Below are 26553 nucleotides of genomic sequence, written 5' to 3' on the forward strand. Positions count from 1 at the left end.
AGGCCCGGGTGGGGCGGCGGGCGGCAGCGGGAGCGGTCCGCCCGCTACCGCAGCGCCGTCGGAGCGTCCACGCTCTGCAGGCAGGCGATCAGCGTACGGGCCTCGATGTTGAGGTAGTGGCTGTGCCGGATCAGCCCGACGAGTTCCGGGACCGGGATCCAGCGGTAGTCGGGGCCGGGATCGGCGTCGCGGAGGCCGGGGTCGGCGTCGACGACGAGATAGCGGTTGCGGGCGTGGTAGAAACGCCCGCCCTCCTCCGAGAGGACCGAGTCGAAGAGCACCCGCTCGGGCGGCGCCCCGGCCACCTGGTCGAGGAGCGGCGGCCGGGCGGCGGCCGGCAGATGGGTGTAGTTCTCGGGCGTGCACTGCACGGTGGGGGCGAGCTCCAGGACGTCGGTGTATCCCGGTTCCACGCGTGCGTGCACGAGCGCCTGCAGGGTGCCGTCGACGCGTCGGGTCAGGAAGGCCGACAGGCCGGTGCCGTGCGGCTCGATCATGGGCTGGGACCAGCTGCGGACCTCGCGGCCGCCGGCCTGGACGTCCACCGCGATGACGCTGAAGAATCCGCCGGTCTCGTGGGAGATGCGGTCCGCCGAACGCTGCCAGTGGAGCACCCTGTTCAGCGGGATGCGCGCGGCGCACGGGTCGTACCGGGTGCGGGCCTCGGTGATCCAGCTGAGCAGGTCGGTGCCGACGGGTACGGCGTGCGGGCCGGCGTCGCCCACACCGCATCCGTGGAACGGGAAGGGCAGACAGGCGAGGACACTGCGCGAGTCCATGTTGACCAGGTCCTCGACGACGAGCAGTTGATGCAGTTGGCTCAGGGTCAGCCAGTGGAACCCGTCCAGGACCTCGATGTCCTCGTCCACTTCGATGATGATGTTGCGGTTGCGCTTGCGGTAGAACCAGCAGCCCTGCTCGGACTGGCGCACGTCGGCGAGGATCCGGTACCGCCCGGGCCGCTGGAAGTACTCGACGTAGGGGACGGCCGCGCCCCGGTGGATCCGGGTGTAGTTGCTGCGGGTGGCCTGCACGGTCGGCGAGAGCTGCAGCCCGTTGCAGTTGCCGGGCTCCATCTTGGCCTGCATGAGGAAGTGCAGCACACCGTCGAACTCCTTGGCTATGACGCCGAGGATGCCGATCTCCGGCTGGTTGAGGATCGGCTGGGTCCACGTCTCGACCGCGCGGCCCGGCATGCTGACGTCCAGGCCTTCGACGCTGAAGAACCGACCGCTGTCGTGGACGAGGTTGCCCGAACCCGGCTCGAAGCCCCATCCGCGCATGGCCGCGAACGGGATGCGCTCGATCCTCGACGCATCGGCCCGGCGGCGCTCGTCGAGCCAGTCGTGGAAGCCGGACAGCGTGACCGTGGAGCTGTCGGCCGCGTGCGCGGAGCGCGCGACGCGGGTCGCGAGGGCATTCACCACGCCCACGCTTCGGGGCCGGGCCCGCCGTTGCCGACGGGCGGGAACAGGGTGTCGATCTCGGCCAGCAGCTCGTCCGTCAGCTTCAGGTCCAGGGCGTTCAGGGCGCTCTCGAGCTGACCGGTGCTGCGCGGGCCGATGACCGGGGCCGTGATCCCGGGCCGGGACATGACCCAGGCCAGGCCCACCTCGGCCGGGTCGGCGTCGATGCCGGCGCACAGCTTCTCGTACGCGGCGACGGCGTCGCGGTGCTTCTCCAGCGCCTCCATCGCCCGCCCCTGCGCGGTCTTGACGGCGGTGCCCTCCTCCAGCTTGCGCAGCGCGCCGCTCAGCAGCCCCCCGTGCAGGGGCGACCAGGCGAGGACGGCCACCCCGTACCGCTGGGCGGCCGGGATGAGTTCCAGCTCCACGTAGCGGGTGACCATGTTGTAGACGGACTGCTCGGACACGATGCCGAGGAAGTTGCGGCGCGCCGCGGCCTCCTGCGCCTCGGCGATGTGCCAGCCGGCGAAGTTGGACGAGCCCACGTACCGGACCTTGCCCTGCTGGGTGAGCATCTCCATCGCCTGCCAGACCTCCTCCCAGGGGGCGTGGCGGTCGATGTGGTGCATCTGGAAGAGGTCGATCCAGTCGGTCCGCAGCCGGCGCAACGAGGCTTCGCAGGAGGCGATGATGTGGCGGGCGGACAGGCCGCCGTCGTTGGGGCGGTCGCTCATCGGGTTGAACACCTTGGTGCCGAGCACGACCTGGTCGCGGCGGCCACCGCCCTGGGCGAACCACTCGCCGAGCAGTTCCTCCGTGAAGCCCTTGTGGACCTGCCAGCCGTACTGGTTGGCGGTGTCGAAGAAGTTGATCCCGCGGGCCAGGCCGCGGTCCATGATCTCGAAACTCTCGTCCCTGGTCGCCCGGACCCCCAGGTTCAGCGTGCCCAGGCAGAGCCGGCTCACCTGGAGGGCCGTGCGGCCGAGGTAGGTGTACTCCATCAGTGATTCCTTTACCGTTACTGGTTCTCTGAGGCTGCGGCCGTCCATTGATCAGCGATCGACTGTGCGTGCGGGGGAGACCCGGGCCGGCCTCCGCCTCGCGTGCGCTGCGGAGGCCGGCCCGGGTCCTGTCCCATCTCACTGTCGGCGGGTCACTGCCAGCGGAACAGCCTGGCCGCCAGCACGCTGCACAGGGTGCCGACGACCACGAGGACGACCAGGTGCAGGGTCTGCGGCCAGTGGCCTTCCCAGGAGTCCCGCAGGGCTTGCAGGGTGGCGCCGAGGGGGGTGTAGTCCCCGATGGTGGAGACGGTGTCGGGCAGCTGCTCCTTCGGGAGGAACACCCCTCCGAAGAACAGGCTGGGGAACAGCAACGACAGGCCGATCGAGGTCGCCGCGCGGCTTCCCGGCGCCACCGCGGCGACGACCAGGCCGACCGAGAACAGTGCCCAGGCGCCGAGGAAGAACGTCAGCAGGAAGGCGGGCACCTGTTCCGGCAGCGCCGTGTCGAGCGCGAGCCGTCCGACACCGAGGACCAGCAGCGCCCCCAGGACGGCGGTCGCCAGGTTGATGACGAGCTGGGCGAGCAGCAGGTTGACGGGGTGGACGGGGCTGGCCGCCATCCGGCGCAGAATGCCCTTCTCCCGGTAGGTCGCCAGGGTGGTGGGCAGCAGGTTCAGCGACAGCATGGTGAGGCACATCGAGATCGCCATGGCCGGGACGAACGCCGCCATCGCCGCCTTCTTGGCAGGGGTGTCGTCCGAGTTGCCGGTGATGATGTGGAAGATCTGCAGCAGCACGAGCGGCAGTGCGATGACGAAGAACACCGCGGTCGGATCGCGGAGGAAGAGCTTCGTCTCGACGAGGGTGAGCTGGGAGCGCCCGGTCATGCGTGTCCTCCTGGCGGCCGGCGGCCGCCCTTCGGTCGGGGTGGCTGCCGCAGGGGCCGGCAGCAGGTCGTCTTGGGGCCGGTGCGGCCCGGCGTCGGTCGGTCGTGGCACGGCGTCAGTGGCCCGGCGCCGAACCGGTGAGCTTCACGAAGGCGTCCTCCAGCGTCGGTTGTTCCAGACGCAGTTCGCCGGGGACGATCCCGTGCCGGGCGAGGGCCGAGACCACCGCGTACACCAGGTTCTCCGTGCCGGTCACCGTCACCCGGGAGTTGGTCCGGGTCACCGACGTGACCTCGGGCAGCGCGGTCAGCAGGGTGTCGTCCAGCGGGGCGGAGGGGGTGAAGCGCAGGCGCTGTTGGGTGTCGGCGGCGGAGATCAGGCCGGCCGGGGTGTCGAGGGCCACCAGCCGTCCTTCCCTGATGACCGCGATGCGGTCGCAGAGCCGCTCGGCCTCCTCCATGAAGTGGGTGACCAGCAGGACGGTGACGCCCTGGGCGCGGACCCGCTCGATCAGCTCCCAGGTGTCCCGCCGGGCCCGGGGGTCGAGTGCGGTCGTCAGCTCGTCGAACACCGCGATCCGTGGGTTGCCGACCAGCGCGAGGGCGATGGACAGCCGCTGCTTCTGGCCCCCGGACAGCTGCCCGAACCGGCTGTCGCGTTTCTGCTCCAGCCCCCAGTCGGTGATCAGGCTCCGCCAGTCGGCCGGGTCGCGGTAGAAGGTGCTGTACATCTGCAGCGCTTCCCAGACCTTGAGCCGGGGCGGCAGTTCGCTCTCCTGGAGCTGAATGCCGATGTGCTGCCGCAGCTGCTCCTTGTCCTGGTGCGGGTCGAGCCCCATGACGGAGACCTTGCCCCCGTCGTACCTGCGCAGGCCCTCGACGCATTCCACGGTCGTCGTCTTGCCCGCGCCGTTGGGGCCGAGAATGCCGAATATCTCGCCCTCTTCGACGACGAATGAGACGTCGTCCACGGCGACGTGGTCGCCGTAGGTTTTCCGGAGTTTCTGGACCTCGATCGCCGGCATGCCTACTCTTTCTTTCTCCACCGGTATTCCTTCGTCTGTGCCGCCGGAGGCGGGCATACCCGTGCCCGACCACCCGATGCGACCATCGGAGGCCTTCCGTCCGGTGAACGGCGCCGCTCCACCGGACGGCCGCGGGAAATCAACCGGCCGGTGGAGCTGCCATGGTGGCGCCGTGTCAGTTGCGGCGTAGTTCAGCGTAGCGCGCCGAACACACGCCGTAGTCCGGCAGTGCGCCGGCCTGCCGGGCCTCCCGCAGGGTGGGCGCGTCGCGGTCCCGGTCCGACACCAGGGGCGCGATGCCGTCCGGCCAGGGGAGGCCGAGCGCGGGGTCGAAGGGATCGATCTCGTGCTCCGCGGCCGGGTTGTACTCGGTCGAGCAGAGGTACGCGGCCACGGTGTCGTCCTCAAGGGCCATGAACGCGTGCCCGAGCCCCTCGGCGAGGTAGACCCCTTCGCGCTTCCCGGAGTCCAGCACGAGGGAGTCCCACTGCCCGAAGGTCGGTGAGCCCACCCGGATGTCCACCACCACGTCGAGCAGCGAGCCGCGGGTGCAGGTGACGAACTTGCCCTGCCCGGGCGGTACATCGGCGAAGTGGATCCCGCGGACCGTGCCGCGCCGGGACACGCTGTTGTGGTACTGCCCCAGCCGCAGCGGGTGCCCGACCGCCGCCACGAAGGAGGACTCGGTGTAGCTCGCGCAGAACGTCCCCCGCTCGTCGGGGTGGACCGCCGGCGTGAACGCGTAGGCTCCGTCGACGGCCAGCTTCCGTACGGTCATGAGCGGTGCTCGGCGGTCAGCTTCTCGAGTACCGGCACGAGTTCGGCGGGGCTCGGCGTCGCCAGGATCTCCGCCCGCAGCCGGTCGGCGGACTCCTGGAAGGACTTCTCGCCGAGCAGCCGCTCGATCCCCTCGCGCACGCCCTGGGCGGTGAGTTCGCCGGCGTGCGTGTAGATGCCCGCGCCCGAGGCCTCCAGGGCGGTCGCCTTCGACCACCAGTCCGCGAACCGGATCGGGGCCATGAACTGCGGCACGCCGTTGACGAGTGCGGTCGCCCAGGAGCCGAAGCCGCCGTGGTGGAGGATCACGGAGCAGCTGGGGAGCAGCGTGTGCAGCGGTACGAAGTCCACCAGGCGGGCGTTGTCCGGCACCCGCTCCAGCCCGGCGGACACCTCCGCGGGCAGCGCCGCGATGAGCTCGATGTCGAGGTCGGCGACCGCGTCCAGGATCTCCTGGATGGGCACGAAGGAACCGCCCAGCGCCCCGAAGGAGATGCCGGAGGTCAGGCAGACCCGGGGCCGCTGGGGCTTCTCGCGGACCCAGGCGGGCTCCACCGAAGGACCGTTGAACGGCACCCAGCGCACCGGGACGCGCTTCACGTCCAGCGGCAGCTGGAGGCTGTCCGGGATCTGGTCGATGGTCCACTGGCCGGTGGTGACCTCTTCGGCGAAGTCGCAGCCGTAGCGGGCCAGCAGTTCGGTCAGCCAGGCGGCCAGGGGGTCCTCGCGCTTCTCCGCCGGCTGCTGCTCCATCAGTTCGAGGAAGACCGAGCGCATCTTGGAGTAGATGTCGACCGCCCACAGCATGCGCGCGTGGGCGGCGCCGACGACGCGGGCCGCCACCGGTGCCGCATAGGTGAGCGGGTCCCAGATGACCAGGTCCGGCTGCCAGTCCCGGGCGAGCGCCACCATGTCGTCGACCATGCAGTCGTTGTAGATCCGGTAGGCGAACTGGACGCTCATCCGGTACTTGGTGAGTACCTTCTCCCAGGTCTGCTGGTCCGCGTACGGCTGCGACCAGTCGGAGATCTCGTTCTCCAGCTGGTCGTGGTGCATGGCGAACATCTCGTGCAGGTTGTGGTCCGTACCGACGGACACCGCGGTGAGGCCGGTGCGGGCGATGGCCTCGGTGAGGGCGGGGTTGCTGGCGACCCTCACCTCGTGGCCGGCTGCGGCGCACGCCCACGCCAACGGGACCATGGTGTACAGGTGGGATTTCTCGGAGACGGTGGCGAATAGCACGCGCATGAGTGTTTCTTCTTTCCTAGGGTCCCGTTACGCGGGTTCAGCAAAGCTGAATCGAAGACTGGCGACAACCCCTACCGACCCCTTACGCGGCGGGAGTTGAGTTCAGCCGGAATTCAACTGACGGGGGCTTCACTACGGCGTGGAGCGGACCGTCGTGTCTCTCGCCTGCGCATTCATCCGCCGGCGACTCGCGAAGGCAGCACCGTGATCGTGTTACGGGCCCTGAGGAAATCCCACACCGTGTTGACGACAGCGGCCTTCTGGTCGCTGAGGTAGAAGTGGCCCCCGGGGAAGACCTGCAGCTCGAAAGTCCCGGAGGTGTGGTCGCCCCAGGCCGCCACCTCCTCGACGGCGACGCGGAGGTCGCCGTCGCCGCCGAGTCCCACGATGGGACAGTGCAGCGGGGGGCCGGGCACATAGCGGTAGGTCTCCGCGGCCTTGTAGTCGCTGCGGATCGCGGGCAGCGCGAAGCGCAGCAGCTCCAGGTCGCCCAGGATGCGGGAGTCGGTGCCGCTGAGCCGCTGCAGCTCCGCCACGATGCCGTTGTCGTCGAGCAGGTGGATCTCGTGGCTGCGGTGCTGGGACGGCGCGTTCCGGCCGGAGGCGAACAGGGCGGCCGGCACGATGCCGGACTCCTGCTCCAGCAGCCGCGCCACCTCGAAGGCCACGCTGGCGCCCATGCTGTGGCCGAAGAGCGCGATGGGCAGATCCGTCCATCGGGTGAGCACGGTGAAGATCTCCCGGGCCAGCCCCTGGACGCTCTCGACGGGTTGCTCGGAGCGTCGGTCCTGCCGTCCCGGGTACTGGACGGCCATCACCTCGATCCCCGAGGACATCTCCTCCGACATCGGGAAGAAGAAGCTCGCGGATCCTCCGGCGTGCGGGAAGCAGATCAGCCGCACCGTGGCGTCGGGCTGGGGGTGGAAGCGGCGCAGCCACAGGCTGTCGTCGTTGTTCGGCGGTGCCATGGTCGTAGGTGTCCCTTTCGGTCTCTACCGGCCGTGCCGGTACTGGTCGAATGCGAACCGCGTCCCGCGCGGAGGCGCGCCGGCGAGCGCGCTCACCGGGCGTCGTCCTGCGGCGGCAGGGCCGAGATCCAGGCCTCGACGGCGGCCGCGGTGGAGGCGACGTGGTCCTCCATCACGCTGAAGTGGTTGCCCCGGACGTCGACGACGTCATGGGGCAGGTCCCAGTAGGAGCGCCACTTCTCGGGGGCGGCCTGGGTGTTGCCGCCGGCCAGCGGCTCCTCGGCCCGGACGAGCAGGGTGGGCGCGTCGACGGGCCGCGGCTCCCACTCCTTGCAGATGTCGAGGTACCAGCCCATCGCCGTCAGCCGGTCGTCGTCCATCGCGACGAAGGTGCCTTCGCGTTCCGTCATGCCGTCCATCAGGGCCAGCCCGAACTGGTTGACGAAGTTGCTCTTGGGCACGTACGTGTCCACCAGGACGACACCGGCCGGCCGGATGCCCAGGTCTTCGAGCCGGCCCGCCGCGGCCTGGGCGAACCAGCCGCCCGCCGACGTTCCGAGCAGGACGAACGGGGCACCGTCCGCGGCCTCGGCGATGGCCGCCGCCTGGGCCTGGACGACGGCGTCCATGGTCGCCGGGAGGCTCTCGTCCCGGACGAATCCGGGCAGCGGAAGCGCCGACACGTCGCGCAGTCCCCTGAAGGACGACGCGAACCGCGCGTACTGGTGCAGTCCGGCCAGGGCGAGGCACGAGGGGAGGCAGAACACCTGGGTCGGTGCCTCGCCCCGGCCGAGCCTGATCGGCGTCGGCGGCTTGTCGAGGTCGGCGGAGGAGCTGAACTGCGGCCGCAGCGCGGCGACGGCCCGCAGCAGGTCGAACGCCTCTCCCCACTTGCCACGCTGAAAGGCCCCCATGTAGAGCGAGCTCAGCGTCGCCGAACCGCCCTCGGCGGCGGCCTGGGCGGCTGCCGGCGACTCCGGTGCGCGGCCCGTGGCGGCCGGCGCCTCGGCCAGCTCGCGGCGCAGCCGCTCCGCCAGGTCGGCCGGGGTGCGGTGGTCGAAGGCCAGGGTGGCGGGCAGTCGCAGCCCGGTGGCGGCGTTCAGGCGGTTCCGCAGCTCGACCGCGGTGAGCGAGTCGAAGCCGGAATCCACGAACTGGTGGTCCTCGGGCACCGACTGCGGCCCCGAGTGGCCCAGCACGGCGGCCACCTGGACCCGCACCAGGTCGATCAGCACGCCGAGCTGTTCGGCCTCCGGCATCGCCGCCAGGCGCCCGGCCAGGGACGGTCCGCCCGTGCCGCCGTCGCCGGACACGGCCGTGGCCACGGTCCGGCGGCCCGGGGTGCGCACCAGGCCGCGGAGCACGGCGGGAAGGGCGACGCCCGAAGTACCGGTCCGCAGCGCCGCGGTGTCGATCCGGATCGGCACCAGCAGCGGGTCCTCCAGGCCGAGCGCCGTCTCGAACAGCCGCAGGCCCTCCTCGGACGACAGCCCGCCCACACCGGCGCGGGCCGCACGGGCGATGTCGCCGGCGTCGAGCGTGGCGGTCATGGTGCTGAGTTCGTCCCAGGGCCCCCAGGCGAGCGAGGTGGCGGGCAGCCCCTGGCCGCGCCGGCTGTGCGCGAACGCGTCCAGGAAGGCGTTCGCCGCCGCGTAGTTGGCCTGGCCCGCACTGCCCAGCACCCCGGCCGCCGAGGAGTACACCACGAAGGCGGCGAGGTCCTGGTCGCGCGTCAGCTCGTGCAGGTTCAGCACGGCGTCCACCTTCGGCCGCAGCACCGTGTCCAGCCGCTCCGGCGTGAGCCCGTCGACCAGACTGTCGTCGACGACGCCCGCCGTGTGCACCACGGCGGTCAGCGGATGGTCCGCGGGGATCGCGGCGAGCACCGCGGCCAGCGCCTCGCGGTCGGCGGCGTCGCAGGCGGCGACGGTGACCTGGGCGCCGAGCCCGGTGAGTTCGGCCCGCAGAGCCTCGGCACCCTCGGCGGCCGGGCCGCGCCTGCTGGTCAGCACCAGCCGGCGGACGCCCCGCTGCCGGACGAGGTGCCGGGCGAGCAGGCCGCCCAGAAGGCCCGTACCGGTGATCAGAACGGTGCCGTCGGCGTTCCAGGCCGGCGCGCCGGTCTGCGGAACGGACGTCACCCTGGCCAGCCTGGGCACCGTGAGTTCGCCGCCGCGCACCGCCAGCTGAGGTTCGCCGGACAGCAGCGCCGCGCCCAGGGCCCGGCCGGACGCCTCGTCCTCGTCGACGTCGACCAGGACGAAGCGGTCGGGATGCTCCGACTGCGCCGCGCGGACCAGGCCCCAGACCGCGGCGTTGGCCAGATCGGACACACCCTCACCGGGGGCGGTGGCGACTGCCCGCCGGGTGACGAACACCATCCGGGACGACGCGAACCGCTCGTCCGCGAGCCAGGACTGCACCAGGGACAGAGCACGGCGGGTGGCGGTCCGTACCGACTCGGCGCCGTCCGGTGCGGACGGGCACGGGACGAGCACCATCGCGGGGGCCGAACTGCCCGAGGCGACGGCACCGGTGAGCGCGACCAGGTCCGTGTAGGACTCCAGGAAGAACCCGAGGTCCTCCAGGACCTCCAGGTGCTTGAGGTCGTCCGGTCCGACCAGGGCCAGCCTGGTGGGCCCCGGCAGCTGCGCCGGGGCCGGCACGGACGGCCAGTCGACCCGGAACAGCGCCTCGTGCCCGGTCGGCCGGGCGGCCCCGAGCTGCGCGGCCGACATCCTGCGCAGCACCAGCGCGTCGATGGCGGCGACCGGGCTGCCGGAGGAGTCCGCGACCGCCACGGACACCGCGTCGGTGCCCGCGACGCCGATCCGCACCCGCAGTTCCGTCGCTCCGGAGGCCCGCAGGGACACGCCCGTCCAGGAGAACGGCAGCCGGCCCTCCCCCTCGCCGCTGTCGATGAGCGAGCCGAGGGCGATGCCGTGCAGCGCGGCGTCGAGCAGGGCCGGGTGCAGTCCGTACGCACCGGCGGGCGCCCGCTGTTCCTCGGGGAGCCGTACCTCGGCGTACACGGCGTCGTCGGCCACCCACACGTGCCGCAGCCCCTGGAAGGCGGGGCCGTAGCCGAAGCCGGCCTCGGCGAAGCGCTCGTACAGATCGCCGACCTCGACGGGCTCCGCACCCGCCGGGGGCCACACACCCAGGTCGGGGCCGATGGCGGGTGCGGTGCCGTCATCGATGCCCAGGGCGCCGCTGGCGTGGCGGGTCCAGGGCTGGTCGGGGTCGGTGTTCTCGGGTCGGGAGTGGATGGTGATCGGGCGGGTGCCGTTGTTCTGGGGGGCTTCCGCGGTGATCTGGAGGACGACGCCGCCGTGGTCGGGGAGTACCAGGGGTGCTTCCAGGGTGAGTTCTTCCACTCGGTCGCAGCCCACGCGGTCGGCGGCCTGGACGGCGAGTTCCAGGAACGCGGTGCCGGGGAAGAGGATCGCTCCGGAGACGGCGTGGTCCGCGAGCCATGGCTGTGACTGGACGGACAGTCGTCCGGTCAGGACGAGGCGGTCGCTGTCCGCGAGGGGGAGGGCGGCGCCGAGCAGTGGGTGTCCGGCGGTTCCCAGGCCCGCCGAGGTGAGGTCGCCGGTGGCGGTCGGTGCGTCGAGCCAGTAGCGGTCGCGTTGGAAGGCGTAGGTGGGCAGGTCGATCCGGTGGGGGTTGTGTCCGGTGAAGTAGGCGTTCCAGTCGACGCTCAGGCCGAGGGTGTGCATGCGGGCCAGGGCGGTGACGGCGGTTTCCTCTTCGGGGCGGTCCTTGCGCAGGAGGGGGACGAACTGTCCGTCCTGGAGGCAGGACTGGCCCATGGCGGTGAGGACTCCGGCGGGGCCGAGCTCGATGAAGCGGGTCACTCCGCGGGCGTTGAGGGCCGTCATGCCGTCGTGGAAGCGCACCGATTCACGGACGTGACGCACCCAGTACTCCGGCGAGCAGACCAGCTCGGGCGAGGCGATGTCGCCGGTCACGTTCGACACCAGCGGGATGCGCGGCTCGGAGTATTCGAGGCTCTGCGCGATGTGTCGGAATTCTTCCAGCATCGGTTCCATGCGGGGGGAGTGGAAGGCGTGGCTGACCCGCAGCCGGGTGGACTTCCAGCCGCCGGCGGCCACGACATCGAGGACGGTGTCCTCGTCCCCGGACAGGACGGTGGAGGTGGGGCCGTTGACGGCGGCGACCGCCACCCGGCCCTCAAAGCCGGTCAGGAACGGCAGAACGTCCTCTTCCGAGGCCACGACCGACACCATCGCCCCGCCTGTGGGGAGGGCCTGCATCAGGCGGCCGCGGGCGGCGACCAGCGCACAGGCGTCGGTGAGGGACCAGATCCCGGCGACGTGGGCTGCCGCGAGTTCGCCCACGGAGTGTCCGACCAGGAAGTCCGCGCGCACGCCCCAGGACTCGACCAGGCGGAACAGCGCCACTTCGACGGCGAACAGTGCCACCTGCGTATACGCGGTGCCTTCCAGGAGCGCCGCCGCAGAATCCGACGGATCGGCGAAGACGACCTCACGCAGCGGACGGTCCACAAACCCGTCCACCACCGCGCACACCTCGTCGAACGCCGCCGCGAACACCGGGAACACCCCATACAACTCCCGACCCATCCCCAGACGCTGCGCACCCTGACCGGTGAACATGAACGCCGTCCGGCCGTCGGTCGCCTGCGTACCGGTGGTGTCGTCGTTCGTGACTTCTTCCAGGGCACACAGCAGTTCTTCGCGGTCGCGCCCGGTCACGGCGGCGCGGTACTCGAAGGCCGTGCGGGCGGTCGCGAGCGAGAAGCCCACGTCCACCGGCGATAGCTCCGGCGACGCCGCCACCTGCTCACGCAGCCGCGCGGCCTGGGCCCGCAGTGCCGCCGGGGACTTCCCCGACACCACCCACGGCACCACGGAAGCGCTGTCCGGCGCCGCAGGGGCCGAGCTCTGGGGTTCGTCGTCGGTTTCCGGTGCCTGTTCCAGGATGGTGTGTGCGTTGGTGCCGCTGATCCCGAACGCGGACACACCGGCCCGGCGCGGCGCGCCGGTCTGGGGCCAGGGCCGGGCCTCGGTCAGCAGCTCGACCGCGCCCGCCGACCAGTCGACGTGCGGGGACGGCTCGCCGGCGTGCAGGGTCGCGGGCAGTACGCCGTGACGGATCGCCATCACCATCTTGATGACGCCGGCCACACCGGAAGCGGCCTGCGTGTGACCGAGGTTGGACTTCAGCGCCCCCAGCCACAACGGCCGCTCCACGGAACGCCCCTGGCCATAGGTCGCCAGCAGGGCACCGGCCTCGATCGGGTCACCCAGCGTCGTCCCGGTGCCGTGCGCCTCCACCGCGTCCACATCGGCCGTGCCCAGGCCGGCGGATGCCAGCGCGGCCCGGATCACCCGCTGCTGCGAAGGACCGTTCGGCGCACTCATCCCGTTGCTCGCGCCGTCCTGGTTGATCGCGCTGCCCCGGATCACGGCGAGCACCCGGTGCCCGTTGCGCCGCGCGTCGGACAGCCGCTCCAGGAGCAGCATTCCGGCACCCTCGCCCCAGCCGGTGCCGTCCGCCTGCGCGGAGAACGCCTTGCACCGGCCGTCGCGGGCCTGGCCGCCCTGGCGGCTGAAGTCGACGAAGAGGTTGGGAGTCGACATCACGGTGGCACCGCCGGCCAGCGCCATCGAGCACTCGCCCCGGCGCAGCGACTCCGCCGCCAGGTGCAGCGCCACCAGCGACGACGAGCAGGCTGTGTCGACCGTCACCGCCGGGCCCTCCAGGCCCATGGTGTACGCGATGCGACCGGAGGCGATGCTGCCGGAGCTGCCGCTGCCGATGTACGCCTCCAGGTCCTCCGGCACCTGTGGCAGCCGCATGCTGTAGTCCTGGTACATCAGGCCCGCGAACACGCCGGTGGGGCTGCCCTTCAGCGAGACGGGGTCGATGCCGGCCCGTTCGAAGGCCTCCCAGGAGGTCTCCAGAAGCAGCCGCTGTACCGGGTCCATCGCCAGCGCCTCGCGCGGCGAGATGCCGAAGAAGGCGGGGTCGAAGTCGTAGGCGTCGTAGAGGAACGCGCCCTCGTTCGCGTAGGACTTGCCGGGCAGGCGGCCCGTCGGGTCGTACAGGTCGTCGACGTCCCAGCCGCGGTCGGTCGGCATCGCGGCCATCGCGTCCGTGCCCTGGGACACCAGCCGCCACAGGTCCTCCGGGCTCCGCACGCCGCCGGGGAACCGGCAGCTCATGCCGACGACGGCGATCGCGTCGTCGGAGCCGGAACCAGAACCGGAGCCGTCGCCGGCCGGTGAGGCAACCGTCTTCCCGACGGCCGTACGCAGCCGGTCGCCCAGTGCTTCGGTCCGCAGGTATTCGGCGAGCGCCGTGGGGTTCGGGTAGTCGAAGACCAGTGTGGTCGGCAGCCGCAGCCCGGTGGCCGTGTTCAGCCGGTTCCGGAGCTGCACCGACGTCAGCGAGTCGAAGCCGAGCTCCCGGAAGGCCCGGTCCGCGGCGATCGAGTCGGACGAGGCGTGCCCCAGCACGGCCGCGACCAGGGAGCGCACCAGGTCCAGCAGGAAGCGCTGCTGCTCGGTCCCGGTCTGCCCGGCGAGACGCCGCGCGAGCGAGTCCGCGCTGTCCGCCGGCGTCCCGGCCTCGACCGTGCGGCGGGCCGGGGTCCGTACCAGTCCCTGGAGCAGGGCCGGGACGGAGCCGGTGGCGGCGCCCGCCCGCAGCGCGGCGGTGTCCAGCAGCATGGGCACCAGCAGCGGCTCGTCCACTGCCGCGGCGGCGTCGAACAGCACCATGCCCTGGTCGGCGGAGAGCGGGGCGACACCCGAGCGGGTGGAGCGCGCGGTGTCCTCGGCGTCGAGGTGGCCGGTCATGCCGCTGCGGTCGGCCCACAGGCCCCAGGCCAGCGACTGGCCGGCCAGGCCGCGCGCCCGGCGGTGGCGGGCCAGGGCGTCCAGGAACGCGTTGGCCGCGGCGTAGTTGGCCTGGCCGGGACCGCCGAGGACGCCCGCCGCGGAGGAGTACAGCACGAAGCCGGACAGGTCCAGGCCGGCGGTCAGCTCGTGCAGGTTGACGGCCGCGTCGACCTTGGGGCGCAGCACCCGGTGCAGCTGTTCGGGGGTCAGCCCGTTCACGACGCCGTCGTCCAGCACACCGGCGGTGTGCACGACCGCGGTGAGCGGGTGCGCCTGGTCGATGCCGGCCAGCAGCGCGGCCAGGGCGTCGCGGTCCGCGGCGTCGCAGGCGGCCAGGGTGACCTGGGCGCCGAGCGCCGTGAGCTCCGCCCGCAGTTCGTCCGCGCCGTCGGCCCCGGGGCCGCGGCGGCTGGTCAGCAGCAGATGGCGGATGCCGTGCCGGGTGACCAGGTGGCGGGCCAGCAGTCCGCCGAGCGTGCCCGTGCCGCTGATCAGCACGGTGCCGTCGCCGTCCCAGCCGAGGGTGTTCCCGGCGGCCGGGGCGGGTACGCGGGCCAGCCTGGCCGCCCGTACGGCGCCCTCGCGGATCGCCAGTTGGGGCTCGCCGGTGGCCACCGCGGCGCGGAGGGCCCGTACGGAGTCCTGGTGCCCGTCGATGTCGACCAGGGTGAAGCGGCCGGGGTTCTCCGTCTGGGCGGAGCGCACCAGGCCCCACACGGTGGCGTGTGCCAGGTCGTGGACGTCCTCGCCCGGCAGGGCGGCGCCGCGGGTGACGAACACCAGCCGGGAATCGGCGAGGCGTTCGTCGCGCAGCCAGGCCTGCACCAGGTCGAGGGCCCGTTCGGCGGCGGCCCGGGCCGCCCCGGCGTCGCACGCGCCGGCTCCGGTCCCGTGGGTGTCCGGTTCGGGGGCGCACGGGACGAGCACGACCTCCGGTGCCGGGCCGCCGGCCGCGTCCAGGGCCGGCAGGTCCAGCGGCGCCAGTCCCGGCAGGGCGCCGAGCCCCAGCCGGTCCGCGCCCCACACGCCCCAGGGGGTGGCGGGCCCGGGGCCGGCGAGCGTCAGCGGGTTCCAGTCGACCCGGAACAGCGCGTCGGTGAGCGCGGCCCGCGCGCCGGAGAGCTGCTCGGGGCGGATCTCGCGCAGCAGCAGCGCGTCGACGGACGCCACCGGCCGGCCGGCCGTGTCGGTGACCCGGATGGCGACCGCTTCGGGGCCCGCCGGGGACAGCCGTACCCGCACCTCGCCGGCGCCGGAGGCGTGCAGGGTGACGCCCGTCCACGAGAACGGCAGTCGCCCGTTGCCGCTGCTTCCGTCCTCCCCGGACTCGAACAGCGGCCCGAGCGCGATGCCGTGCAGTGCCGCGTCGAGCAGCGCGGGGTGGAGTCCGTAGGCGCGGGCGCCCTCCTGGTGCTCCTCCGGCAGCCGTACCTCGGCGAAGACGTCGTCACCGAGCCGCCAGGCCGCGCGCAGGCCGCGGAAGGCGGGCCCGTAGCCGAACCCGTTCTCGGCGTACCGCTCGTAGAGGTCCTGGACGGCCACGGGTTCGGCGCCGGCGGGAGGCCACACGGCGAGGTCGAAGGAGGCCGGTTCGGCGGCGGGGACGACCGTGCCGGAGGCGTGGGCGACCCAGGCGTCCTCCGCCGTGTTCTCCGCGCGCGAGTAGACGCCCACCGTCCGGCGTCCGGTGACGTCCGGCTCGCTGACGGTGACCTGCACCGCCACGCCGCCGGTTCCGGGCAGCAGGAGCGGCGCCTGAAGCGTGAGTTCCTCGACCTGTGCGCAGCCGACCCGGTCGGCGGCCTGCACCGCGAGTTCGAGGAACGCCGTGCCGGGCAGCAGGACGCTGCCGGTGAGGGCGTGGTCGGCGAGCCACGGGGAGGTCTCCAGGGACAGCCGGCCGGTCAGCAGCAGCCGGTCGGAGTCCGCCAGGTGCACGGCGGCACCGAGCAGCGGGTGGTCGGCGGCGCCGAGCCCGGCCGACGCCACGTCCCCGGTTGCCACCGGGGACTCCAGCCAGTAGCGCTGCCGCTGGAACGCGTAGGTGGGCAGCTGGACGCTGCGCGCCCCGGTGCCGGCGAACACCGTGTTCCAGTCCACGGAACCGCCGGCGACGTGCAGTTCGCCGAGGGAGGCGAGGAAGCGGTCGTAGCCGCCCTCCTCGCGCCGCAGCGTGCCGACGGCGACGGCGCCCGCGGCGGCGTCCTCGAAGGTCTCCTGCATCGCCATCGCGAGGACGGGGTGGGGGCTGGTCTCGATGAACGCGGTGTGGCCGTCGGCGAGTAGCGCGCGGACCGCCAGCTCGAACTCGACCGGCCGGCGCATGTTCCGGTACCAGTAGTCGGCGTCAAGTGCGCCGGTGTCCTGCACGGCGCCGGTCACCGTGGAGTAGAAGGGGATCCGCGCGGCGCGTGGCTCGACGGGTGCCAGGTCGGCGAGCAGCCGTTCGCGCAGCGCGTCGACGTGCGGGGAGTGGCTGGCCACCAGCACCCCGGGGACCCGGCGGGCCTTGATGCCGTCGGCGGTGAGCCGGGCCATCAGCTCGTCGAGGGCGTCGGGATCGCCGGCGACCGTCACGGAGACGGGGCTGTTGCCCGCGGCGAGGGAGATCCGGTCGGCCCGGCTCTCCAGCAGGGGCGCGATCCGCCCGGCGGGGGCCAGCACCGAGAGCATGCCGCCCTTGCCCTCGATCTCCAGCGCCGCCCTGCTGCGCAGCGCGACCACCCGGGCGGCGTCCGGCAGCGACAGGGCGCCCGCCACGTAGGCGGCGGCCACCTCGCCCTGGGAGTGCCCGACGACCGCGGCGGGCTCGACACCGTGCGCGCGCCACAGCGCGGCCAGCGACACCATCACGGAGAACAGCACCGGCTGGACGACGTCGATGCGGTCGGCCGGTGGCGCGCCCGCGCCCTCGCCGAGGACGTCGATGACGGACCAGTTCAGATACGGGGCCAACGCCTCGTCGCAGGCGCGCAGTTGTTCGGCGAAGACCGGCGAGGAGGCCAGTAGCGGGCGGGCCATGCCGACCCATTGCGAGCCCTGGCCCGGGAAGACGAACACCGTCTTGCGGCGGCTGTCCGCCAGGCCCTGGACGAGCCGCGCCGCCGGTTCGCCGTCGGCGAGGGCCCGCAGACCGCTCAGGAGCCCGTCCAGGTCCTGGGCGATGACCGCGGCGCGGTGTTCGAGGGAGGCCCGCTCCAGGGCCAGCGAGCGCCCCAGGTCGGCGGCGGCCAGGTCCGGGTGGGCGGCCACATGGTCGAGGAGCCGCCCGGCCTGGGCCCGGAGCGCCTCCGCGGTCCTGCCGGAGACGAGGAAGGGCAGCGCCGGGAGGGTTGCGTGCGGGGCCGGGTCGGCGGTGGCGTCCTCGTCGTCCGCCGGCGTCTCGGGCGCCTGCTCCAGGATCACGTGGGCGTTGGTGCCGCTGAAGCCGAACCCGGACACGGCGGCCCGGCGCGGGGCGCCGGTCTCCGGCCACTCCCGGGACTCCGTCAGCAGCTCGACGCCGCCGGACTCCCAGTCGACCATGGGGCTGCGGTCCTCGGCGTGCAGCGTCTTCGGCAGGATCCCGTGCTGGAGCGCGAGCACCATCTTGATGACACCGCCGACCCCGGACGCGGCCTGGGTGTGCGCGAGGTTGGACTTCAGGGAGCCCAGCCACAGCGGCCGGCCCCCGGGGCGTTCCGCGCCGTAGGTGGCCAGCAGTGCGCCGGCCTCGATCGGGTCGCCGAGCCTGGTGCCGGTGCCGTGCGCCTCCACCGCCTCGACCTCGGCGGCGGACAGCCCCGCGTCGGCCAGCGCGGCGCGGATCACCCGTTGCTGGGAGGGCCCGTTCGGTGCCGTCAGTCCGCTGCTGGCGCCGTCCTGGTTGACGGCCGAGCCACGGATCACGGCGAGCACCCGGTGCCCGTTGCGCCGGGCGTCGGACAGCCGCTCCACCAGGAGCATGCCGACGCCCTCGCCCCAGCCGGTGCCGTCCGCCCGCGCGGAGAACGCCTTGCAGCGGCCGTCGGAGGAGAGCGCCCGCTGCCGGGCGTACTCGACGAACGCGACCGGGGTGGACATCACCATGGAGCCGCCGACCAGGGCCAGCGAGCAGTCGCCGCGGCGCAGCGCCTGCGTGGCCAGGTGCAGTGCCACCAGCGAGGACGAGCAGGCCGTGTCCACGCTGACGGCGGGCCCTTCGAGACCGAAGGTGTAGGAGATCCGGCCCGAGGCGATGCTGCCGGAACCGCCGGCGCCGAGGTAGCCCTCGACGTCCTCGGGCACCGTGGTCAGCCGGGAGCCGTAGTCCTGGTACATCACGCCCGCGTACACACCGGTCCGGCTGCCCTTGAGCGAGGTCGGGTCGATGCCGGCCCGCTCGAAGGTCTCCCACGCGGTCTCCAGCAGCAGCCGCTGCTGGGGGTCCATGGCCAGTGCCTCACGCGGGGAGATGCCGAAGAATCCGGGGTCGAAGTCGTACGCCCCGTCGAGGAAGGCCCCCTCCTCCACGTAGCTCTTGCCCCGGGCGTCCGGGTCGGGGTCGTACAGGGCCTTGATGTCCCAGGCCCGGTCCCCGGGCATCGGGCCGACCGCGTCACGCCCCTCGATCAGGAGCCGCCACATGTCCTCCGGGGTTCGGACGCCCCCGGCGTAGCGGCAGCTCATGCCGACGACCGCGATGGGCTCGTGGTCCCTTTCCTCGATCTTCTGCAGACGCTGGCGCGTGCGGTGCAGATCCGTCGTCACACGCTTGAGGTAGTCGCGAAGCTTGTCTTCGCTCACGGTGCTCACCGTTCAACCGCCGCTTTCTTCAGGAAAGGCCGAGTTCGTTTTCGATGAAGTCGAAGATCTCGTCGTCGGACGCCGAATCGAGTTCGGCTGTCGCGAGTTCGCCCACCGCGTCCTGGGCGTGGCCCAGCTTCGACAAGAGGTCCTGCAGGCGGGTGGTGAGTCTGGTCCGGGCGGCCTCGTCCGCGGCCACCCGCGGCAGGTCCTGCTCCAGTCGGTCGAGTTCGGGGAAGACCAGCGGGGCGGCCGCCGGCTCGGCCGGAGTGACCGAGTCCGCGAGGTGTTCCGCGATCGCGCTCGTCGTCGGGTAGTCGAAGAGCAGGGTGGCGGGCAGCCGCAGTCCGGTCACCCTGTTCAGCTGGTTGCGCAGTTCGACCGCGGTGAGCGAGTCGAAGCCCAGCTCCAGCAGCCCGCGGTCGACGTCGATCGCGTTCGGGTCGGTGAACCCGAGGACGGTCGCCGCCTGGGACCTGACCAGGTCCAGCAGCAGCCGGCCACGCTCGGCCTCGGGCAGTCCCGCCAGCCGTCGCATCAGCCCGTCGGCGGCATCGGCGGCCGTGCCGCCGCCGGCCGTGGTGCGGCGGGCCGTCGGCCGGGCGGGGGGCCGGACCAGACCGCGGAGCAACGGCGGCACGGGGCCGGGGCCGTTGGCCCGGGCCGCGGTGTCCAGCCGCATCGGCAGCACCACCGGCGCGTCCAGCGTCCGTGCCGCGTCGAACAGCGCGGCGCCCTCGGCGGAGGAGAACGCGACGATGCCGCCGCGGGCCAGCCGCGAGAGGTCCGCGTCGGCCAGCTTTCCGGTCATGTCGCTGCGCTGCTCCCACAGCCCCCACGCCATCGACTGGACGGGGAAGCCCTGGGCGCGGCAGTGGGTGGCGTAGGCGTCGAGGAACGCGTTCGCCGCCGCGTAGTTGCCCTGGCCCATGCCGCCGAACGTGCCGGCGATGGAGGAGAACAGCACCAGGGCGGAGAGCCCGAGGCCGCGGGTCAGTTCATGCAGGTTGACCGCCGCGTCCACCTTGGGCCGCAGCACCCGGTCGACCCGTTCGGAGGTGAGCGAGCCGACGACGCCGTCGTCCAGCACACCGGCGGTGTGCACGACCGCGGTGAGCGGGTGCGCGGCGCCGACGCCGGCCAGCAGCCGGGCCAGGTCCGCGCGGTCCGCGACGTCACAGGCGGTCAGGGTGACGTCGGCGCCGAGCGCCGTGAGTTCGGCGCACAGCTCCTTCGCGCCGTCGGCCTCCGCGCCGCGCCGGCTGGTCAGCAGCAGATGGCGCACGCCGCACTCGGCGACCAGATGGCGTGCCATCACGCCGCCGATGACACCGGTGGCACCGGTGACCAGCACCGTGCCGGCGCCCCAGTCGGCGGCCGACGGCTCGGCGGGGCCGGGCTGTGCGGGTACGCGTGCCAGCCTGGCGGCCCGTACCGAGCCGCCGCGCAGTGCCAGCTGCGGCTCGTCACCGGCGAGCGCCCGCAGCAGCGCGGGCAGGCTGTCCGGGGCCGTCGCGTGGTCGGTGCCTTCGACGTCTTCGGTGCCTTCGGTGCCTTCGGCGTCGAGGTCGACCAGGACGAACCGGTCCGGGTTCTCGGACTGTGCGGAGCGGACCAGTCCCCAGACCGCGGCGTGCGACAGGTCGGTCACCTGCTCGTCGGGCCCTGCGGCAACGGCGCCGCGCGTGAGGAAGACCATCCGCGACGCGGCGAACCGCTCGTCGGCCAGCCACCCCTGGACCAGCCCCAGCGCCCGGTCGAGGGCCGCGCGCACCGATGCGGCGAGACCCCCGGCCCCGGCGGACTCCGAGGGGTGCGCGGACTGCGGCGGGCAGGTCACGAGTACGACCTCGGGCGGTGCCGCCAGGTCCGTGGCGGCTGCCAGGGCGTCCAGGTCCGGGTAGGCCCGCAGCCCCGGTCCGGCCGCCACGCCGAGGCCGTCGTCACCGATCAGGGCCCAGCCCGTCGTGGCGGTGGGTTCGTCGGTGTTCGGCTGGAGCTCGGTCCAGTCCAGCACGTACAGGGAGTTGTCCGTGGCGGGAGTGCCCAGCTGTTCGGGCCGCGCCCGCAGGGCGAGCGAGTCGATGGTCGCCACTGGCCGGCCGATCGGGTCCGACAGGGTCAGCGACACCGTGTCGGAGCCGACGGGAGTCAGCCGTACCCGCACCTCGCCGGCGCCCGAACCGTGCAGCGTGACTCCCGCCCAGGAGAACGGCAGCTTTCCTCCGCCGAGTTGCAGCGACGGGCTGAGGGCGATGCTGTGCAGCGCGGCGTCGAGCAGGGCCGGGTGCAGGCCGTACGCACCGGCGGGCGCCTGCTGTTCCTCGGGCAGCCGTACCTCGGCGTACACGGCGTCGCCGGCCAGCCAGGCCGCCCGGATGCCCTGGAAGGCGGGGCCGTAGCCGAAGCCGCCCTCGGCGAAGCGCTCGTACAGATCGCCGACCTCGATCGAGGTGGCGCCTTCCGGCGGCCAGACGCCTTGCAGGTCGTACGAGCCCTCCTGCGCGCCCACACCGACTTCGCCGCTGGCGTGGCGGGTCCAGGGCTGGTCGGGGTCGGTGTTCTCGGGTCGGGAGTGGATGGTGATCGGGCGGGTGCCGTTGTTCTGGGGGGCTTCCGCGGTGATCTGGAGGACGACGCCGCCGTGTTCGGGGAGTACCAGGGGTGCTTCCAGGGTGAGTTCTTCCACTCGGTCGCAGCCCACGCGGTCGGCGGCCTGGACGGCGAGTTCCAGGAACGCGGTGCCGGGGAAGAGGATCGCTCCGGAGACGGCGTGGTCCGCGAGCCATGGCTGTGACTGGACGGACAGTCGGCCGGTCAGGACGAGTCGGTCGCTGTCCGCGAGGGGGAGGGCGGCGCCGAGCAGTGGGTGTCCGGCGGTTCCCAGGCCCGCCGAGGTGAGGTCGCCGGTGGCGGTCGGTGCGTCGAGCCAGTAGCGGTCGCGTTGGAAGGCGTAGGTGGGCAGGTCGATCCGGTGGGGGTTGTGTCCGGTGAAGTAGGCGTTCCAGTCGACGCTCAGGCCGAGGGTGTGCATGCGGGCCAGGGCGGTGACGGCGGTTTCCTCTTCGGGGCGGTCCTTGCGCAGGAGGGGGACGAACTGTCCGTCCTGGACGCAGGACTGGCCCATCGCGGTGAGGACTCCGGCGGGGCCGAGCTCGATGAAGCGGGTCACTCCGCGGGTGCTCAGGGCCGTCATGCCGTCGTGGAACCGCACCGATTCACGGACATGACGCACCCAGTACTCCGGCGAGCAGACCAGCTCGGGCGAGGCGATGTCGCCGGTCACGTTCGACACCAGCGGGATGCGCGGCTCGTGGTAGGTGAGCCCCTCGGCGATGTGCTGGAACTCTTCCAGCATCGGTTCCATGCGGGGGGAGTGGAAGGCGTGGCTGACCCGCAGCCGGGTGGACTTCCAGCCGCCGGCGGCCACGACATCGAGGACGGTGTCCTCGTCCCCGGACAGGACGGTGGAGGTGGGGCCGTTGACGGCGGCGACCGCCACCCGGCCCTCGTGGCCGGCGAGGAACGGCAGCACGTCCTCTTCCGAGGCCACGACCGAGACCATCGCCCCACCCACGGGAAGGGCCTGCATCAGGCGGCCGCGAGCCGCCACCAGCGCGCACGCGTCGGTGAGGGACCAGATCCCGGCGACGTGGGCTGCCGCGAGTTCGCCCACGGAGTGCCCGACCAGGAAGTCCGCCCGCACGCCCCAGGACTCGACCAGGCGGAACAGCGCCACTTCGACGGCGAACAGCGCCACCTGCGCATACGCGGTGCCCTCCAGGAGCGCCACCGCAGGGTCGGACGGATCGGCGAAGACGACCTCACGCAGCGGACGGTCCACAAACCCGTCCACCACCGCGCACACCTCGTCGAACGCCGCCGCGAACACCGGAAACACCCCATACAACTCCCGACCCATCCCCAGACGCTGCGCACCCTGACCGGTGAACATGAACGCCGTCCGGCCAGGCACGGGCCGCGTGCCGTCGCTGTGGTCGTCGGCCAGGCCCTCCAGGCCGCGCAGCAGTTCCGCGACGTCGCGTCCGGTCACGGCGGCGCGGTACTCGAACGCCGTCCGGGCGGTCGCGAGCGAGAAGCCCACGTCCACCGGCGACAGTTCCGGCGACGCCGCCACCTGCTCACGCAGCCGCGCGGCCTGGGCGCGCAGTGCCGCCGGGGACTTGCCCGACACCACCCACGGCACCACGGAAGCGCTGTCCGGTGCCGCAGGGGCCGCGCTCTGGGGCTCGTCGTCGGTTTCCGGCGCCTGCTCCAGGATCAGATGGACATTCGTGCCGCTGACGCCGAACGCCGACACGCCCGCTCGGCGCGGCGCGCCGGTCTGCGGCCAGGGCCGGGCCTCGGTCAGCAGCTCGACCGCGCCCGCCGACCAGTCGATCTTCCCGGAGGGCTCGTCGGCGTGCAGGGTGCGGGGCAGCACACCGTGCCGCATCGCCATCACCATCTTGATCACGCCGGCCACACCGGAAGCGGCCTGCGTGTGACCGATGTTGGACTTCAGCGCCCCCAGCCACAACGGCCGCTCCACGGAACGCCCCTGACCGTACGTCGCCAGCAGCGCGCCCGCCTCGATCGGGTCACCGAGCGGGGTGCCGGTGCCGTGTGCCTCCACCGCGTCCACATCCGCCGGTGAGAGCCCGGCGGAGGCGAGCGCCGTTTGGATGACGCGCTGCTGCGCGGGCCCGTTCGGGGCGGTGAGGCCGTTGCTGGCGCCGTCCTGGTTGACGGCGGAGCCACGGATCACGCCGAGTACCCGGTGCCCGTTGCGCCGGGCGTCGGACAGCCGTTCCAGCAGGACCATCCCGGTGCCCTCGGCCCACCCGGCGCCGTCCGCCTGCGCGGAGAACGCCTTGCACCGGCCGTCGGGGGCCATGGCCCGCTGACGGCTGAACTCGATGAAGCTGTCCATGGTGGACATCACGACCACACCGCCGGCCAGCGCCATCGAGCACTCACCCTGCCGCAGGGACTGCGCGGCCAGGTGCAGCGCGAGCAGCGAGGACGAGCAGGCCGTGTCCACGGTCAGCGAGGGTCCCTGCAGACCGAAGGTGTAGGACACCCGCCCGGAGGCGACGCTGCTGGCGCTGCCCGTCGCGAGGTAGCCCTCGAACTCCTCGGGTGCCTGCTGGAAGCGGGACCCGTAGTCGTTGTAGCTGGCGCCGATGAACACGCCCGCCTCGGTGCCCTTCATCGACGCCGGTGCGATGCCGGCCCGTTCGAAGGCCTCCCAGGAGGTCTCCAGCAGCAGCCGGTGCTGCGGGTCGATCGCCAGTGCCTCACGCGGCGAGATTCCGAAGAACGTCGGGTCGAAGTGGTCGGCGTCGTAGAGGAATCCGCCGCCGCGCGCGTAGAAGGTGCCCGGCTTGTCGGGGTCCGGGTCGTAGCGGCCCTCGATGTCCCAGCCCCGGCCGGTGGGGAAGTCGGAGACCGCGTCGCGGCCCTCGTCGATCAGCTCCCACAGCTCCTCGGGGGTGGTCACGCCTCCGGGGAACCGGCAGCTCATCGCGATGATCGCGATCGGGTCGTCGTCGACGGGCGCGGCGCCGGATACCGGCTCGGGCGCGGCGGGCCGGGTGCCGATCAGCTCGGAACGCAGGTGCTGGGCCAGCGCGGTGACCGACGGGTAGTCGAAGACCAGGGTGACCGGCAGCCGCATGCCGGTCGCGGCCGACAGCCGGTTACGCAGGTCGACGGCGGTGAGCGAGTCGAAGCCCAGCTCGCGGAACGCCCGGCCCACCTCGACGGATTCCGGGTCGGTGTAGCCGAGTACGGCGGCCACCTGGGCACTGACCAGCGCCACCAGGGCCTGTTCGGCGTCGCCGTCCGACAGGCCCGCCAGCTGCTGTGCCAGCGGGGAGTCGTCGCCGCTGGTGCCGGTCGCCGCGGCGGATCCGGTGGCGGCGCCGAGGACGCCGCGCACCTCGGGCAGCTCGCTGAGCACGGGCGCCGTGGGGCCGGTGGGCGAGGACGCCGTCAGCCGCTCCCAGTCGATGTCGGCCACGGCCACGAACGGGTCGCCCAGGTCGAGGGCCAGCTGGAGTGCGGCGATCGCCGACTCGGGCTCCATCGCCGGCATGCCGTTCCTGCGCAGCCGCGCCTCGGTGGCGTCGTCGACCAGACCGCCGCCGGCCCAGGGGCCCCAGGCGACGGCCGTCGCCGCCAGGCCGGCGGCGTGGCGCTGCTGCGCCAGGGCGTCCAGGAAGGCGTTCGCCGCCGAATAGCTGCCCTGGCCCGGGCCGCCCAGCGTGCCCGCGAACGAGGAGAACAGCACGAATGCGGTCAGGTCCCGGTCCTTGGTCAGCTCGTGCAGGTTCAGCGCGGCATCCACCTTGGGACGCAGTACGGTGCGGGCCCGGTCCGCGGTGACGGTGTCGATGACCCCGTCGTCCAGGACACCGGCCGTGTGGAAGACCGACCGCACGGGGGAGCCCGCGGCGTCCAGGCGGTCGAGCAGTGCGGTCAGGGCGTCGCGGTCGGTCACGTCGCAGGCGGCGATGGTGACCCGGGCGCCGAGTTCGGTGAGTTCGGCCTTCAGCTGCTGCGCGCCGGGGGCGGCCGGTCCGCTGCGGCTGGCGAGTACCAGGTGCTCGGCGCCGCCGCGGGCCAGCCACCGGGCGACGTGACCGCCCAGGCCGCCGGTGCCGCCGGTGATCAGCGCGGTGCCCTGGGGCTGCCAGGTCCCGCGCTCGGTCCCGCTCGGCGTGGCTCGGACGAGTCGCCGGCCGAAGGCCGCGGAGGGGCGGACCGCCACCTCGTTCTCCGCGTCGGCCCCGCCTGCCAGTACCACGGCCAGCCGTGCCGCGGAGGCGGGGTCGAGGGCCGGGGGGAGGTCGATCATGCCGCCCCAGCGCTGGGGGTACTCCAGCGCGGCGATCCGTCCCAGGCCCCAGACCATGGACTGGAGCGGGTCCGCGACGGATTCCGGCCTGCCGGTGGTGACTGCGCTCCGGGTGGCGAGCCAGAGCGGCGCGTCGGTGCCCGCGTCGCCGAGGGCCTGGATCAGCGCCAGCGTGTGGGCGAATCCGGCGGGAAGGCCAAGGCCGCCCGGGTGCGGGCCTTCGGCCAGTGCCAGGAGGGAGAGCACTCCGGCGGGGGCCGTGCCGTCCAGCGTCTGCCGGATGCGGGAGGCGAGTGCCTCGCGGTCGGCGTCGGCCGCGCCGACCTCCAGGGGCAGCAGGGTCATGCCCTGCCGGGTGAGGGCATCGACCACCGGGCGTGTATCGGGCCGGTCGGCGGGTGTCACCAGCAGCCAAACCCCCGAGGGGGCGGTGGACTTGATCTCCGGCAGTGGTTTCCAGGTGATTCGGTAGCGCCAGGAGTCGGTGAGTGCCTGTTCGCGGCTGCGGCGTCGCCAGGAGGCCAGGGACGGTAGCAGTGACGTCAGTGGGTCGGGTCCGTCGAGTTCGAGGGCTGTCACGAGTGAGTTCAGGTCCTCGCGTTCGACGGCTTCCCAGAACGCGGTTTCCACCGGGTCGGTTCCGGGCAGGGCGGCGGCGGTGGTGGTCGGGTTCGGTTCGAGCCAGTACCGGCGGTGGTCGAAGGCGTAGGTCGGCAGTTC

The 26553-nt window shown here is 72.8% G+C and carries 9 protein-coding genes; all 9 read right to left on the minus strand.

The genetic code is table 11. The annotated features are described in order from the left end of the window. Positions 1-44: 44 nt before the first annotated feature. On the minus strand, positions 45-1427 hold the full coding sequence (locus ACIP82_RS34700; protein WP_400659255.1) for an NDP-hexose 2,3-dehydratase family protein: 1383 nt from the start codon (positions 1425-1427) through the stop codon (positions 45-47). Further along, positions 1421-2407: an aldo/keto reductase gene (locus tag ACIP82_RS34705; RefSeq protein ID WP_363609485.1), complete on the minus strand. Its 987-nt coding sequence runs from the start codon at positions 2405-2407 to the stop codon at positions 1421-1423. Before ACIP82_RS34705 ends, ACIP82_RS34700 begins: the two co-directional genes overlap by 7 nt. 152 nt (positions 2408-2559) lie before the next feature. Then, entirely contained in the window at positions 2560-3297 is a 738-nt protein-coding gene (locus ACIP82_RS34710; RefSeq protein WP_363609487.1) for an ABC transporter permease, read from the minus strand. 115 nt (positions 3298-3412) lie between these two features. Beyond that, positions 3413-4321 carry an ABC transporter ATP-binding protein gene (locus ACIP82_RS34715; RefSeq protein ID WP_363609489.1) on the minus strand — a complete coding sequence of 303 codons (909 nt, stop codon included), beginning with the start codon at positions 4319-4321 and terminating at the stop codon, positions 3413-3415. A 175-nt stretch (positions 4322-4496) separates the two neighbouring features. Then, positions 4497-5099, minus strand: a complete 603-nt coding sequence (locus ACIP82_RS34720; RefSeq protein ID WP_363609492.1) for a dTDP-4-dehydrorhamnose 3,5-epimerase — start codon at positions 5097-5099, stop codon at positions 4497-4499. After that, positions 5096-6346 (minus strand): activator-dependent family glycosyltransferase, encoded by a 1251-nt coding sequence (locus tag ACIP82_RS34725; RefSeq protein WP_400659258.1) that lies wholly within the window; start codon positions 6344-6346, stop codon positions 5096-5098. Before ACIP82_RS34725 ends, ACIP82_RS34720 begins: the two co-directional genes overlap by 4 nt. A 173-nt stretch (positions 6347-6519) precedes the next feature. Next, positions 6520-7314, minus strand: a complete 795-nt coding sequence (locus ACIP82_RS34730) for an alpha/beta fold hydrolase (RefSeq protein ID WP_363609496.1) — start codon at positions 7312-7314, stop codon at positions 6520-6522. A 92-nt stretch (positions 7315-7406) separates the two neighbouring features. Further along, a complete protein-coding gene (locus ACIP82_RS34735; protein WP_400659260.1) occupies positions 7407-18971 on the minus strand; it encodes a type I polyketide synthase in 11565 nt (3854 codons plus the stop codon). A 28-nt stretch (positions 18972-18999) separates the two neighbouring features. Continuing rightward, positions 19000-26463 carry an SDR family NAD(P)-dependent oxidoreductase gene (locus ACIP82_RS34740; protein WP_400659263.1) on the minus strand — a complete coding sequence of 2488 codons (7464 nt, stop codon included), beginning with the start codon at positions 26461-26463 and terminating at the stop codon, positions 19000-19002. Between the last annotated feature and the right edge of the window lie 90 nt (positions 26464-26553).

The organism is Kitasatospora sp. NPDC088548, from assembly GCF_044753005.1.
Classification (GTDB): domain Bacteria; phylum Actinomycetota; class Actinomycetes; order Streptomycetales; family Streptomycetaceae; genus Kitasatospora.